The organism is Paenibacillus sp. p3-SID867 (genome assembly GCF_025142895.1).
GTDB lineage: Bacteria > Bacillota > Bacilli > Paenibacillales > Paenibacillaceae > Paenibacillus_AQ.
Window position 1 is genome coordinate 32,931 of the sequence record NZ_JAMBDM010000015.1, and the last position, 13,337, is coordinate 46,267.

General features: G+C 48.9%; 18 protein-coding genes and 1 pseudogene. 12 read left to right on the plus strand and 7 right to left on the minus strand.

Annotated features, from left to right (window positions below):
• Positions 1 to 45: 45 nt before the first annotated feature.
• From M4D81_RS34980 to M4D81_RS25815, 12 genes and pseudogenes are all read left to right on the plus strand, one after another.
• Positions 46 to 517, plus strand: a pseudogene (locus M4D81_RS34980) (HAD family hydrolase); the annotation flags it as partial.
• Between the two features lie 228 nt (positions 518 to 745).
• The gene (locus M4D81_RS25765) at positions 746 to 1,156 is read left to right on the plus strand and encodes a hypothetical protein (RefSeq protein WP_260068505.1); all 411 of its coding nucleotides are present in this window, start codon (positions 746 to 748) and stop codon (positions 1,154 to 1,156) included.
• Between the two features lie 308 nt (positions 1,157 to 1,464).
• Entirely contained in the window at positions 1,465 to 2,571 is a 1,107-nt protein-coding gene (locus M4D81_RS25770; RefSeq protein WP_260068506.1) for a VanZ family protein, read from the plus strand.
• A gap of 104 nt (positions 2,572 to 2,675) precedes the next feature.
• Positions 2,676 to 3,293: a hypothetical protein gene (locus tag M4D81_RS25775; RefSeq protein ID WP_260068507.1), complete on the plus strand. Its 618-nt coding sequence runs from the start codon at positions 2,676 to 2,678 to the stop codon at positions 3,291 to 3,293.
• A 48-nt stretch (positions 3,294 to 3,341) separates the two neighbouring features.
• Positions 3,342 to 3,671, plus strand: a complete 330-nt coding sequence (locus M4D81_RS25780) for a hypothetical protein (protein WP_260068508.1) — start codon at positions 3,342 to 3,344, stop codon at positions 3,669 to 3,671.
• A gap of 186 nt (positions 3,672 to 3,857) precedes the next feature.
• Positions 3,858 to 4,319: an NUDIX domain-containing protein gene (locus M4D81_RS25785; RefSeq protein ID WP_071219470.1), complete on the plus strand. Its 462-nt coding sequence runs from the start codon at positions 3,858 to 3,860 to the stop codon at positions 4,317 to 4,319.
• A 66-nt stretch (positions 4,320 to 4,385) separates the two neighbouring features.
• Positions 4,386 to 4,589: a DUF4177 domain-containing protein gene (locus tag M4D81_RS25790; protein ID WP_006207549.1), complete on the plus strand. Its 204-nt coding sequence runs from the start codon at positions 4,386 to 4,388 to the stop codon at positions 4,587 to 4,589.
• A 26-nt stretch (positions 4,590 to 4,615) separates the two neighbouring features.
• Positions 4,616 to 5,365, plus strand: coding sequence for a DUF3891 family protein (locus tag M4D81_RS25795; protein ID WP_260068509.1), 750 nt, complete (start codon positions 4,616 to 4,618; stop codon positions 5,363 to 5,365).
• A 102-nt stretch (positions 5,366 to 5,467) separates the two neighbouring features.
• Positions 5,468 to 5,644 carry a hypothetical protein gene (locus M4D81_RS25800; RefSeq protein WP_164762893.1) on the plus strand — a complete coding sequence of 59 codons (177 nt, stop codon included), beginning with the start codon at positions 5,468 to 5,470 and terminating at the stop codon, positions 5,642 to 5,644.
• Between the two features lie 63 nt (positions 5,645 to 5,707).
• Positions 5,708 to 6,517: a DUF368 domain-containing protein gene (locus M4D81_RS25805; RefSeq protein ID WP_260068584.1), complete on the plus strand. Its 810-nt coding sequence runs from the start codon at positions 5,708 to 5,710 to the stop codon at positions 6,515 to 6,517.
• 202 nt (positions 6,518 to 6,719) lie between these two features.
• Positions 6,720 to 6,914 carry a hypothetical protein gene (locus M4D81_RS25810; RefSeq protein ID WP_260068510.1) on the plus strand — a complete coding sequence of 65 codons (195 nt, stop codon included), beginning with the start codon at positions 6,720 to 6,722 and terminating at the stop codon, positions 6,912 to 6,914.
• A 162-nt stretch (positions 6,915 to 7,076) separates the two neighbouring features.
• Positions 7,077 to 8,090, plus strand: coding sequence for a serine hydrolase domain-containing protein (locus tag M4D81_RS25815; protein ID WP_260068511.1), 1,014 nt, complete (start codon positions 7,077 to 7,079; stop codon positions 8,088 to 8,090).
• An 85-nt stretch (positions 8,091 to 8,175) separates the two neighbouring features.
• On the opposite strand, the gene M4D81_RS25820 is transcribed toward M4D81_RS25815, so the two are convergent.
• From M4D81_RS25820 to M4D81_RS25850, 7 genes are all read right to left on the minus strand, one after another.
• The gene (locus M4D81_RS25820) at positions 8,176 to 8,628 is read right to left on the minus strand and encodes a hypothetical protein (protein ID WP_260068512.1); all 453 of its coding nucleotides are present in this window, start codon (positions 8,626 to 8,628) and stop codon (positions 8,176 to 8,178) included.
• Between the two features lie 59 nt (positions 8,629 to 8,687).
• Positions 8,688 to 9,377, minus strand: coding sequence for a hypothetical protein (locus M4D81_RS25825; protein ID WP_260068513.1), 690 nt, complete (start codon positions 9,375 to 9,377; stop codon positions 8,688 to 8,690).
• Complete coding sequence (locus M4D81_RS25830; protein WP_260068514.1) at positions 9,370 to 10,248, minus strand: ATP-binding cassette domain-containing protein; 879 nt, start codon at positions 10,246 to 10,248, stop codon at positions 9,370 to 9,372. Before M4D81_RS25830 ends, M4D81_RS25825 begins: the two co-directional genes overlap by 8 nt.
• A 5-nt stretch (positions 10,249 to 10,253) precedes the next feature.
• Entirely contained in the window at positions 10,254 to 10,622 is a 369-nt protein-coding gene (locus M4D81_RS25835; protein ID WP_071219476.1) for a GntR family transcriptional regulator, read from the minus strand.
• A gap of 171 nt (positions 10,623 to 10,793) precedes the next feature.
• Entirely contained in the window at positions 10,794 to 11,405 is a 612-nt protein-coding gene (locus M4D81_RS25840) for a response regulator transcription factor (RefSeq protein ID WP_071219477.1), read from the minus strand.
• Positions 11,338 to 12,570: a sensor histidine kinase gene (locus M4D81_RS25845; RefSeq protein ID WP_260068515.1), complete on the minus strand. Its 1,233-nt coding sequence runs from the start codon at positions 12,568 to 12,570 to the stop codon at positions 11,338 to 11,340. Before M4D81_RS25845 ends, M4D81_RS25840 begins: the two co-directional genes overlap by 68 nt.
• 20 nt (positions 12,571 to 12,590) lie before the next feature.
• Positions 12,591 to 13,337 carry an ABC transporter permease gene (locus tag M4D81_RS25850; protein ID WP_260068516.1) on the minus strand — a complete coding sequence of 249 codons (747 nt, stop codon included), beginning with the start codon at positions 13,335 to 13,337 and terminating at the stop codon, positions 12,591 to 12,593.

Sequence of the window (13,337 nt, forward strand, 5' to 3'; positions counted from 1 at the left end):
ATCGCTTAAGCTATTACCTGTATTCTCAGAGAAAGGACGGACGCTATGATTACTACCGTTGTTTTTGATCTGGACGGGACCCTGCTTGACCGCGATACATCACTGATTCGCTTCGTACAAGACCAGTATGATCGTTTATTGCTCCATGATGCGGCAGTGGACAGAGAGGTGTATGTGAGACGGTTTGTTGAGCTGGATCGCAGAGGATATGTATGGAAGGACCAAGTGTATCGTCAGTTAATCGAGGAGTTTGCTCTTCCTCTGCCATGGGATACCCTCCTGACCGATTACATATCCGAGTTTCATCAACATTGCGAAAGGTAAGGGAATAAAACTCGGACTGATCTCCAATGGTTACGGCGAATTTCAATATAACAATATCAAGGGACTCGGCATCGAGCCTTATTTTGATATTATTGCGATTTCGGAGTGGGAGGGCTTACGCAAGCCCGATCCAAGGATTTTTGCCAATACATTAAGCCGTCTTAAATCAAAGGCTGAAGAATCGATCTATGTCGGCGACCATCCGGACAACGACGTAACCGCAAGCCGGCGTATCGGCATGAAGGGCATCTGGAAGCGGGATCCCTACTATGATCCGGACTTCGCCAAGGATGGGGAGATTACCGATTTGCTTGAGATTATGAATTATTTGCAAAATTGAAGAACCATTCCCTATGCCTCCTCGTTATTATGATATGAGCCTAATCGGGATAACCGGTTGTGCTGGGTGAGGAGGTTCCACGTGAATCGAAATAAAACCATGACCTTAACAGGCAAGGGTGAGAAGTGGAAAGCAACTTATGCCATTACCCATCAGGATAAGATCAATGCGAAGTTTACCGTGTTTCAGGATTCGCTTGGCGGAAAGCTGAAGCTGCAGTACTTAGGAAAGGAACCTCTCGACCATGGCAAGGTAGACTATCGGCTGGAGGATATGGCGGGCCACTTTATGGAGGGCGGAATCGTCGTGGGGATCGACTATGCTGCCATGAAGGAAACCAAGGGGAAGCTTGATTTGGAGCATCTGCTTGATATGATGAACCCTAACAAGGATCTAACCCTAAAGATAGAGTGGAACGGGTATCGTGAGCAGTTCACGCTGGGACTTCCCAGGAAGATCAGCTTTGGAAAAGCTGCGCGTAAGCAGAAGTAATAACTGGACTTCATGGAAGCTGTACTGGGTCTGGCTCCCGTCAACCAATGCGTGAAGGTAGGAACAATGACCATGTTATTCCGATGACATTCACTCAAATGCTTCTTGCATATGGTGATCCTGCCCACACTGTTGGTGTGGGTTATTCGGTTTTGGGGTATAACCGGAAACCCCCGGGTTAACAGCAGGGCCGATTATGACGCGGGTGTGCGTTTTTTTAAACGCATTTTAAACATAGGAATCCCCGTCATTTAAACTTGATCCTGTAACTTATAAGTAGAACATCACAGAGGGAGTGAACGAAGAGCATGCTGGAAGCCTATCTGTTTCCTATATCTTATGCATTTTTAACCTTTCCCATAGCGGCTTTGCTGTGCGCAGTTCCCTTTCTGATTGTGCAGTATCGCAAATATGGTTATTTTAATAAATTCCGGGGATTTCTGCTGTATCTATTTCTGCTCTACATGATGAACGCGGTGTATCTGGTGCTCCTTCCTTTGCCTGCCTCGCGGCACAATTCCCCGATGAATGTAGCCTCGGTCATGCAGTGGATTCCGCTGAATTTTATACAGGATATATTGAAGGAGACCAAGGTGGTATGGGGCGTGCCCTCGACTTACCTGCATTTGTTGAAGGAAAGAGCCTTCTTGCAGGTCGTGTTTAACGTATTTCTCGTGGTTCCGTTCGGTATGTTCCTGCGTTATTACGCTCGGGCATCCTGGCTTACGTGCTTGGTGGCCTCATTCGGACTATCGCTGTTCTTCGAGGTGACCCAGGTGACCGGCATTTACGGCATCTATGATCACCCTTACCGGTTGTTTGATGTGGACGATCTGCTGTTGAATACCATGGGTGGGATGATGGGATTCGTGCTCGCGGATTGGATGAAAAATCACCTGCCACGCCTTGATCGACTGGACGAGACGGTGGATCTGTCGCAGAAACGGGTCAGTTATACGCGCCGGGCGATCGCTTTTGGCATTGATGCAGGGGTCGTGCTGCCGATCATAGGCGTGTTGACCGTACTGAACGTGAGGGGTGCGTATTTTATTGTCGTCATTTTATATCATATCGTGCTGCCTTATATGATGCAGGGACAGACGCTGGGCAAGTGGATTGTCCGGGTCCAGATTCGAGGTGCAGAGGAACACCTGAAGTTGAAGGAAGTGATTACCCGTAACGGTCTGTTATATGTGGTATGGGGTGGACTTCATGCCCTGCTTATTACCGTTAATGTCTTGGGTTCACAAGTCCTGGCTGCCATGTATGCACTAGGGGTATTGCTTCTGGATGGCGTTGTGTGTATCCATGTGCTGTTATGTCTCATCCATCGTGACCGGAAGCTGCTGCATGAAGCCAAGAGCGGAACGAGGCTGGGTATTGTAGAGAATAAACCATTAACCAAGACGGATTAATTAAGGTTACCACAGGGTCTCTTATTTGTTATAATGTGGAAAATGGGTTCGCCGAGGAGGAGATATAACTGAAGGGTAAAATCCTCTCCATTTCCGCAATCATTGTGGGGTTGCTGTTTATTTCCAATCAGCATCTGGGCTATTCGTTCGGGGATGATCTGTTTCGCTGGGCAGGGATCTCGCCATGGACTAAGCAAGGCAATTATGGCTTTCATCTTCCTGTAATTACCGGTCTAGTTTTGTTGATGGTCGGTATCCTGTGGGTGGTCCGCAGATATCGCCCCCGTTATCCGAAGATCATGAGCCGGGTGATGGTCGGCTGTGTTGCATGGATCGTTATTTTTCCATTTATATCAGAGTTTGTTATGTATGTGGTGAATTATAATTCGAGCGGAATATCCACCGTGTCCTACTCCAGAAAAGACAGCAATTGTGATTATCGCTCAGAGAATGATGCTATTCGGGCACACTGCCAGATTCATATTTACAGTTATGGCACTGAGCAGCAGGTTATGGTACGACCGCTAAGCGTTAATATTGGAGGGAAGATGGTTAATTTCGAGCCTAAGGCAGTTACGGTTCGGCCTCGAGGGGTGGTGCAGGTCGAAGAAACCTTTGAGGGTTCGACAGAGCAAATCGATGCTTCATACGGTGTTTCAGGCGGAATAAACGAGCCAGGCATCGAGTTGATCGTCGATGGCAGGAGCAAGCAGATAAAATAGCCTCCCGTTACGTATGAAGGTACATGACTCTGATATCCGAGGTGGACCATGGTAAATTTCCATCGTACGGAATGGTATATGAAATTACCGATCACCTACCATACGGATCGGGAAGGGACCTACGGCGGCAACTTCTCTAATATTTACCCAAAGGGAACAAAATACTATGCCATCCAAGGAATTACTCCGGAATCCGTGATCGCGGTTGAGACGCTGGAAGGCTATGTCATGGCTCGTTATGATGGTGAGTCTGGCGGGGCCCGTGTTCCGTGGGAGATCATTAAGGATTGGATTGTGGCAGGGTTCATCCTTCTGATCGTTGTGTGGGTGGCGGCCGTTGTTCGCAAGAAGCGGGCGAGTGGCTCATATAGGCGCTAGATGGCTTCGGGAGTTAGGCATTTATTCGTGATGTGTTTATAACACAGCCGGTATTCTTTGAGCATGCTCATAGGACACCGGCTTATTACATTCATGTATTTGTACGAATTGCAGGCTGACTCATGGAGGATTTATATTTGCTACAATAGAATACAGAACTAGAAACCGATACAAAGGAGACAGCTCATGAAACCGATACGAAACTCGGCCAAGGCCGTCATTATGCGGAATCATCAAATTCTTCTAACGAAAAACGTAGATCATTTGGGGGATTTCTATCTGTTCCCTGGCGGCGGACAAGAGAAAGGGGAAACCTTGGTGCAGGCGGTGCTCAGAGAGTGTCAGGAGGAAATCGGGCGTAAGGTGGAAGTTCGCGATCTGCTGCATGTCCGTGAATACATAGGGTCCAACCACGAGTTTGCGGAATGGGATTCCGATGTGCACCAAGTGGAGTTTTATTTTGAGTGCAACTTGGCGGATGCAGGGGATACCTTTCTTGGCCATAACCCGGATGAATACCAGGTGGGTGTGGAATGGATCGATCTGTCCGCATTGGATGACATTCGGGTATACCCTCGCTCCCTGGTTAAGCCGCTTCAGGATAAGGCTGCGCGCCCCGTGGTTTGCTATGTTGGCGATACGAACTGATTTTATCTACAGAAAATGTTCAAGTTTGTGATCTAAATTCAAATGAGATGATGGAGGATGCCGCGTATGGATCAATGGGAATACAAAACGCTGAAATACAAAACCGGAGGATTTCTCGGAGGCAAGGTGAATGAGGAGGAATTCGAGGATTTATTGAACAGCTACGGTATTGACGGCTGGGAATTGATCTCGTGCTTTGATACGAGCGTGCATCAAGGCCAGTCCAGAGACATCATTGCCGTGATGAAGCGAAGGGCATATCTGGGGTAGAGAATGAATAGAGGGGAGACGATCTGATGATCATTCGCGAGACAGAGGATGCTTTTGTGATGACCACCCAGGACGACCATGGCCGATTCTCGGGCGATGTTGCCCGGGGCTTCCGGCGAGAGCTGTTTATGGATGAGTCTGTATTGGAAGAAGTACTGCTGGCTATTACCGAGCATGACCGCGCTTGGCTTCGGATGGATGACACGCCGATTTGGAATGACGAGAGCCGGACTCCGTATACTTTTATCGATTATCCGGTCCGGCCGAAAATGCTAATGTATACCAAGGGTGTTGATGAGATCGAAGCGATGAGTCCTTATGCAGGGTATCTCTGCAGCCTTCATTTTGCGTCGTTTATGAAAAATGCGGCGGAAGCCCCGCTGGTAGAATTCTACCGTTCGGAGACGGAACGGCAAAAAAGACTGCGTGAACAGTTTTCATTTCCCGATGAAGATGTGGTTAACAGGCAGTTTGGCCTGCTGCAGCTGTGCGATGATATCTCGCTCTATGTAAACATGAATGCACCCGGTGTTCCCAAGGATCAGGAGCATCCTTGGTTCAAAGAGGGCTTCGATATGTCAATCGATGGGGAAAAGGTTATGGCGTCCTGGGCAAGCGAGCATGAAATTCGATTGCGTCCATTTCTGTTCGAACAGGCATGGTCGGCTTCAGTGAAGTGGAAATATGTGCTGAAGGCGAAGATTGATCAGCAGGGAGTGGCCAAGGCATTTGATGGAGCAGCGTGGACGGATCAGACGGTTACTTTTGTACCGTAAGTTTATATAACGGTCATCCTTCATCGGCAAAAATATGATATGATCACCACAGTGGGTTATAGACTGGACGATTTGATTCTGTAGGAATGTAGAGGATGAATAATGAAGAAAAAGGAATTTTTGATCGTTGCGCTGCTTAATTTTTTGGCTGCGATAGCGTTCTTGGTGGTTGTTTTCATTACGGATCGAAGCTCTTGGCAGTGGGGATTTGGAGTCGTTTCACTGTTGTTTGCGATTGGTGGAGTAGGAAACTTGGTTTTGCATGCCAAGAACAAGTAAAACCTCCTTCGTAGGGCTATCACGATAAGATTCACTTTGTAAGGCAGGAGGATTATGATTTTGATAGAATGGAAGAACCTTTATCGGGGTGTGCTGATGGGAGTCAGTGACCTGATACCAGGTATAAGCGGCGGCACCATTGCTGTCGTGCTCGGTATCTATGATCGTTTGTTGGCGGCTATCAGCGGATTTTTCAGCAGGGAATGGAAGAAGCAGCTGGGCTTTTTGATTCCGCTTGGCGTTGGAATTGGAGCAGCTCTATTGCTGCTGAGTCGCTTGATTGAATACCTGCTGGCAAGCTATTATGAGCCCACCCAGTTTTTCTTTACCGGATTGATTTTAGGGGTGTTGCCTCTTATTCTACGTAAAGCGGAGGCAAGAACCAAATTCAAAGCCGTGCATGTGGTCGTGTTGATTGCAGCAGCCGGTTTATTGGCTTCGACGGCCTTTCTCAGAACGGATGCCACATCCGATCCGATAACGGTCCTGACCTGGTCCAACGGGATCGGACTGTTCTTATCCGGCTGGTTAGCCAGCATGGCGATGCTGCTGCCTGGCATTAGCGGGTCATTTGTACTTCTCCTTCTAGGCGTATATTCTACTGCCATTTCAGCTCTTTCCTCATTAAATATAGGAATTATAGCTGTCATTGGTGCGGGAGTGGTGGTTGGCTTTGTAGTTAGCAGCCGGTTGATTCGGTACCTGCTTGACCGTTTCCCATATATGACGTATGCCGTGATTATTGGATTGATATTAGGATCTATTGTTATCGTATTTCCGGGTATTCCGTCCGGAACGGGGATGATGGCTACCAGTGTAGGCACCTTGCTGCTGGGGCTTATCGTAGCGGTATTCATGGGTAGAAAAGAATAAGCTTGAAAATGTAAAACAGGGAGCCGCGTGCTTCCTGTTTTTAGGTTGACACGGAGTAACTTGACTATGGCGGAGCGAAGCGTTGAGGTGGAATATGAATCAATTATGACTTTACTTGTCATCATATTTATGTGATAATATTCACAAATGGTGGCGATGTTTAGATACCGATGTTGTCTTTCCAAGTAAAGGAGCGTTATTCATGAGGAATAATGGGATTTGTGTCAGCTGCGGCGGCGAGGTATACCCTGCTTCTAACAGATGCGCTCAATGCGGAATGCTGCAGACGTCCGGTCCAACCAAGCACACATTCATGCTGCAGGTCGCTTCGATGATTGGTGCCGGGTTGCTTATTTTTGCAGTCCCGGTGATCCTGCTGATGATGTGGAGATATTAGGATCGAAGCGAATCATTTGTATAAATCCCCCACTGGAAGACTGTGATTGAAGCGTTCATCAAGTGATGAGGGGGTTTATTTCATTATATTGATCTTGTACCGAGACTCTCATTCAGGATGCATGGTAAAATACCCCTAACTAGAAAAAGGATGGGGTTCGCGATGATACATATAATAGAAGAATTTGCTGCCAGCATTCGTTTTTCGGGTGCTGTGCTCGTAACCGACGAAAATGACAACATCGTATGGAACGGTGCCTTCGGTTATTCAAACCGGGCCGATCAGATCCCGAATCAAGCAGACACCCGGTTTGGCATTGCCTCAGGCTGTAAGCTGTTCACCGCGATTGCGGTTTGTCAGCTTATCGAACAGGGCAAGCTGTCGCTGGACAGCAAGCTAAGCGATTGTCTGGATATTCCGCTGCCTAATTTTAGCCCGGAGATTACCGTTTTTCATTTGTTGAGTCACAGCTCGGGTATCCCGGATTACTTTGATGAAGAGGTTATGGACGACTTCGAGGATCTGTGGAAGACAATTCCCATGTATACACTCCGTAACGGAAGGGATTTCCTTCCTCTGTTCCAGGATAAGCGTATGAAATTTCAGCCCGGTGAAAGATTCCATTACAACAACGCAGGATTTGTGGTGCTTGGCCTGATCGTTGAACAGCAGGCTGGAATGCCGTTTCGCGACTATGTCCAGCAGTTTGTATTGGAGCCGTGCGGCATGCAGCATTCGGGATATTTTCCGCTGGATCGTCTGCCCGCGAATACGGCTTACGGGTATATTGATGAGGAGGACGATACGTGGAGAACGAACCAGTATGCCATTCCGATTCAAGGTTATGCCGATGGCGGGGCCTATGTGACGGCACCGGACATGATCAAGTTATGGAGATCGCTGATGAACAACACGATGCTCACCGCACCCCTGACCGAGAAGCTGCTGGCTTCACATATACAAGTCCCTGGCAGTGATCTGCATTATGGACTTGGCGTGTGGATTACCAAGAAAAATGAGAATGTGTTTAAATACCACGTCATGGGCTATGATCCGGGGGTGAATTTTCGGTCTGCTTATTATCCGGCCACCGGTCATACCCTTGTAGTGGCTTCCAATGCCGTTGGTGGCGCTTTTGAAATGATGCAGTTCATCGAGGAAGAATGGTTGAAGTGATCTGATCTATATGAAACAGCCCCGGGCCTTGAATTGGTCAGGGGCTGTTGCTTTGTTGATTCCAAGATCAAGCGGGTGCTGAGACTTACGATTCAGCTTTGAAGTACCGATTCGCCGCGGGTCGGAACATAAACATCAAGGCTGCAACAACGGCGATTATATGAAGGATACGGCTGGAGGCAAACAGGATGGATATATTATCTGCATTAGCAAATGCGTCCCAAAGGGAGCCGCCATTTATGAGCCATTGGATGGGGTCAATGATAAGGGAGAGAATGCCAAACCCGCCTAAAAACAAAGCGAGTGTGATACGCGCCCAATTCTTACCACGAAGCATTCTGACCATGATGTAGACAAGGACTGCGAACATCATGGTTCGTGCTGCGACTTGAGTGAGAATACCGACAATTCCAGCACCCGTTTGGCTGGATATCGAATCGATGACAGCCAGAGTCATCTCGAATACTCCTGCACCGATGGCAATGATCCATAACAGAAAGGACTGGAACACCTCAGAGGGGATAGCATCCTTTTTCAAGATTCATCATTCCTTTCGTGCTAGAGTGATACAATAACACGTTGTTAGGAGAAACAGGTTTAAACGATGGTGCGTCTGGCCGTGAACCACCAGCCTCCTGCAAGCAGAACGAGGGAGATAATCAGCGTGAGCCCAAGCCCTTGTAGCAGCGAATCGTTGAAGAGAAGGGCCAGCAAGCCGTCAGCCAGCGTATGCCGGAGTGAAGGAATGGAGGTAAAGATCGGGATTGCCGCAATAAATACCACCCAGATCACCCAGCCCATGATGTGACGCAGACCGGAAAACAACAGATTCAGTAGTGAAATAAGAAGCAGGTAAGCGCCGAATTGATAGAAGAACATGCCAACGATTCCAAATTGAGTCCACCCAAAGATTTCAAGAATGTTGAAGGTATTCTCGTATTGTCGTATAAAGCTGATCTCCACCTGTAACCAGATGATATTGAGGACAGCAAAAATGGCGGACCATATGGAGTAAACCAGAAGCATGCCAACATAATATTCTTTTCGTGTAGCTCCTAAATTCATTACCCGCCGGAACAAGCCTGCCGGGAGCACGCTGCCTACAAATATAAGGAACACGATGAGGAGATTGGCCGCAGACACCTGCGTATTCTCCGTACTGTCTCCAAGAGACAGGCTTACGATTACATTTGTAATCATACTTATCGCAACAGTGCCCAGCATCACCAGGAGATAAGGTCGAAGCTGAAGAAATGAAGCCCTCATAAGCGCAGTGGTTTTATTCAATGGATTGACCTCCTTCGATCAAATAGGAGAAAAACTTTTGCAGCGGTAAACCGTCAATAGCGATACCAAGCTTGTTGGCTTGTGCACGGTCTGCCTCATGGATGGCTCCATATATCGCGGTTAAGGAACCTTTACCATAAGATTCTTTATAGATCACGTGGCGATCCTTCGTAAACAGTTCGACTTGCTCCTGGTTCCCGGTCAACAGATGAGAATTGGCACGGATATGGTCAACATCGTCATGCAATAACATAGCGCCGGAATCCATGATGTAAACTTTCTCAACAACGGTTGCGATCTCATCAATAAGATGGGTCGAGAGCAGGATGGTCCGTGGATGATTGGCATAATCCTCAACCAGAACGCGATAAAATCTCTCTCGCATGAGCACATCCAATCCCAGCACCGGTTCATCAAATACGGTAATCGGGGCCCGGCTGGCCAGACCGATAATGTTTCCGATCAAAGACTCCATTCCCCGTGACAGCTGGCGGATTTTTTTGTCCGGGTTCAGCTTGAATGTCTTCAGCAGGCTCTGGGCATAATCCCAGTCCCAGTTCTCGTGAAAGGCCGATGCCAAGCGCAGCACTTCAATCACCTTGGCACCGCCGAAGAACAAATTCTTCTCTCTTACGTAACAGATCCCTTTCGGGGTTTCCCCATGCTTAAGCTTGACACCCGAGACCTGGATGCTGCCATGGTCGGGAAAAGATCCCCCGGTCATCATATTAAGCAGCGTGGTCTTTCCGGCGCCATTGCGTCCCAGCAGGCCATAGATCGTATTCTCTTCCAGCTGGAGCTCCAGATTTCGGACCGCTTCCGTACGCCCGTAACTCTTGCTCAGGTTGGAACAGGTAAGTATTGCGTTCATCGTGCTCATCTCCTATCTCTCTGTTTGATCATTTCTATAACGTCGTCGGTGGTCAATTCAAGCTTTTCCGCTTCATCAAGCAGCTTCAATACGAGTTCGTTGTAAAACCGGTCCTGCCGCTTGGTCAATATGATCTGTTTGGCATCTGCTGCAACAAACATGCCGAGCCCCCTTTTCTTGTACAAGATCCCTTCATTGACAAGCAGGGCAATGCCTTTTACAGCTGTAGCGGGATTGACCTGAAAAGTACTCGCGAACTGCGACATCGAGATAATCTGATCATCCGCTTGGTATGTCCCGTTCAATATGTCATCCTCAATCATATCTGCGATTTGCTGAAAAATCGGCTGTCCTTCGTCAAACCTGGAATTCATGATATCACCCTGTCGGTATGTTAGTCTTGTAACATACTATAATGCCAAGTGGAAAGATGTGTCAACTAAAAAAGAAAAAAACAGGCCAACGTAGGCCTGTTTGCGATTGAAGTACAAAAAGCCCCCGTCTTGAAGAGACGGGGGGAGGTGTGTGAGCAATCTGTGAGGGGCCTATATCCAGCCCTTCTCCTCCGCCATCGAGATGGCCTCGATCCGGTTCTTGGCACTCAGTTTGCTTAAGATCTCGGACATATAGTTGCGGACAGTCCCGTAGGATAAGTGGAGCTTCGACGCAATTTCATTAGAACTGTTACCGTCGGCAGCCAATCGCAGCACTTCCCGTTCGCGTTCGGTCAGCGGATTGGCACCCGCACCTGACAGCGTACCGAATACGAGCTCAGGGGAGACCTCCCGCCGTCCATCCATGACTCGGCGGATGGCTTCTGCCAGCCGTTCACTGGGCTCATCCTTAAGCAGGTATCCCTGAACGCCCGCCTGCACGGCCCGCTCGAAATAACCGGGCCTAGCGAAAGTGGTCAGGATGATGACCCGGCTGGGATAACCGCGCAGCTTTACTTCCTCCGCCACTTCGAGACCGCTGCGCGCAGGCATTTCGATATCGAGCAGGCATACATCAGGTTGATGCAAGGCAATCAGGGACAGCGCTTCATCACCGTCGCCGGCTTGACCAATCACATCAATATCGTCTTCAAAATCAAGCAAGGAAGCCAGAGCGCCGCGCAGCATTCTCTGGTCCTCGGCGATCAGCACTTTGATGCTCATGGGAAGTGTCCTCCTTCCGGTTCTTGATGATGATCGGAACACGAATTACTAATATCGTGCCTTGTTGCTCGGAGCTGGCCTCAACGGTGCCCCCGATAAGGGATAGCCGCTCAGCCATGCCTTTCAGGCCATTACTGTTGGATGAAGCTGATGGATCTTCTTCCTTGCTATGAAGACCAACGCCATCATCGGCCACCTCTAGCCGCCACTCATTGCCCAGCGACTCGATGGCAATCCGGCACTGGCTCGCCTGACTGTGCTTCACCACATTGGTTACGGCTTCCCGCAAGCAGAGGCTCAGAATATTGTGGGCCAGGTCGGAAATTCCCTCCAGCTTCGGATTGCCGGCACAGCTGAACTGGATATCGGCGCTCTCCAGAATGATCTGGGCCTCGACCAGTTCCTCGGGCAAGGTGGCGGTCCGCATGTCGGATACCAGCTCACGCACTTGGCGGAGCGCGGCCCGCGAGGTGTTCTGAATCTCCCGGGCCTCGATTTGGGCTTTCTCGGGATCCTTTACCGCCAGCTTCTCTACAAGCTGGCTCTTCAACGTGATAAGAGACAGGGTATGACCCAAGGTGTCGTGAAGATCTCTGGCGATACGCATCCGCTCTTCGCCTTTAATCAGATTGCGGATCTGCTCGTTAGCCTGCGCGAGCTCCTTCTCCAGCTGCTGCCGCCGGTTTAGAGAGCGGATGCCGAAGGGTGAGAACAGCATGATGAGAAAGAAAGGAATCATAAAGACCAGATCCTTCCATCCCAGCATGCTTGCGTTTTTGATTAAGGGAACAACCTCTATGATGGCAAACAGCACAAGGGATATCGTGAATTTGCGCCGGTCGGTATACCAGCCGATGAAATTGGCAGTGAAAAACCCCATATACATATAGGTGGGGTGGTACCACATGCAGAGAATGAAAATGATGGACATCTGAATGCCGAGCCACCAGAAAAAACGAGGCGTGCCAGCAGCGAAGTAAAGCTGGCGGTACGTGAGGAGAAACAAGGCAATCAGCGTATATCCAATCCCCATCTTCCAACCTTCTTCGCTCATCATGTTGATTACGGGCAGAGATATATAAATGAGCCACAGATAGGGGAAAAACCCCAATTGCGTTGGAAAAACCTCAAACCCTGCGGATTTTGCGTCTTTCAATTTTTTCATGAAGCCATCATCCTATCCCCTTAATCGGCTTGTTGTTTTTTCCGAATATAGGTGGATAGTAACATAAATACTGCCAAATATCCTGCTAAAACCATGAAATTATCCAGTCCCGGCGCTTCTCCGCGAACGATTGACCAGGCACCTCCGCCAAAATGATAGGAGGGCATCCATTTGCCGATGGCTTGCATGATGGAAGGCATCGCTTCGATCGGGAACCACATCCCGCCCGTAACGGCCAGCCCTAAGTAGATGCCGTTGCTGACGCCGCTTGCCGTGTCGACCCGTTTCATGGATCCAATCAAGGTACCGATGGCAAGAAACGGGACGGATGCGATCAGAATCCAAAGTCCGCTGAGCAGCCATTGTCCGAAGGTGAGGGAGACTCCGTTAATCAGGTAGCCGGCTACAAAAATGACGAGGATGCAGAGCAGATGCATAACCGTCTGCACAAACATTTTGCCAAAGAAATACACGCTGCCAGGAAGCGGCGTTACCCGCATATATACAGCCCAGCCCTGGACTCTCTCTTGCACGAGGCGAATGCCGAGCGACATGATGGCGGTGCCCATGACACTGAAGGACGCCATCGACATGAGATAGTGGGCCTGCCATTGTCCGGTATCGTCGGCCCCCGTATTCACGACCCGCGTAAAGATGAAATAGAACAGAATTGGCATGGCCAAAGACCAGAAAATATAATACGGATTGCGTACCATCCGGAGTAATTCCATTTTGCACTGCAAGGTGATCAGTTTCCAGGTTGTCAT

Bases quoted from the DNA above. Each gene is read 5' to 3' on its own strand.
- M4D81_RS25840 (WP_071219477.1), bottom strand. From the start codon at position 11,405: ATGAGCATCAAAGTGCTGATCGCCGAGGACCAGAGAATGCTGCGCGGC.
- M4D81_RS25815 (WP_260068511.1), top strand. From the start codon at position 7,077: ATGATACATATAATAGAAGAATTTGCTGCCAGCATTCGTTTTTCGGGT.
- M4D81_RS25795 (WP_260068509.1), top strand. From the start codon at position 4,616: ATGATCATTCGCGAGACAGAGGATGCTTTTGTGATGACCACCCAGGAC.
- M4D81_RS25830 (WP_260068514.1), bottom strand. From the start codon at position 10,248: ATGAACGCAATACTTACCTGTTCCAACCTGAGCAAGAGTTACGGGCGT.
- M4D81_RS25835 (WP_071219476.1), bottom strand. From the start codon at position 10,622: ATGAATTCCAGGTTTGACGAAGGACAGCCGATTTTTCAGCAAATCGCA.
- M4D81_RS25790 (WP_006207549.1), top strand. From the start codon at position 4,386: ATGGATCAATGGGAATACAAAACGCTGAAATACAAAACCGGAGGATTT.
- M4D81_RS25845 (WP_260068515.1), bottom strand. From the start codon at position 12,570: ATGAAAAAATTGAAAGACGCAAAATCCGCAGGGTTTGAGGTTTTTCCA.
- M4D81_RS25770 (WP_260068506.1), top strand. From the start codon at position 1,465: ATGCTGGAAGCCTATCTGTTTCCTATATCTTATGCATTTTTAACCTTT.
- M4D81_RS25810 (WP_260068510.1), top strand. From the start codon at position 6,720: ATGAGGAATAATGGGATTTGTGTCAGCTGCGGCGGCGAGGTATACCCT.
- M4D81_RS25785 (WP_071219470.1), top strand. From the start codon at position 3,858: ATGAAACCGATACGAAACTCGGCCAAGGCCGTCATTATGCGGAATCAT.
- M4D81_RS25780 (WP_260068508.1), top strand. From the start codon at position 3,342: ATGGTAAATTTCCATCGTACGGAATGGTATATGAAATTACCGATCACC.
- M4D81_RS25800 (WP_164762893.1), top strand. From the start codon at position 5,468: ATGAAGAAAAAGGAATTTTTGATCGTTGCGCTGCTTAATTTTTTGGCT.
- M4D81_RS25850 (WP_260068516.1), bottom strand. From the start codon at position 13,337: ATGACAACCTGGAAACTGATCACCTTGCAGTGCAAAATGGAATTACTC.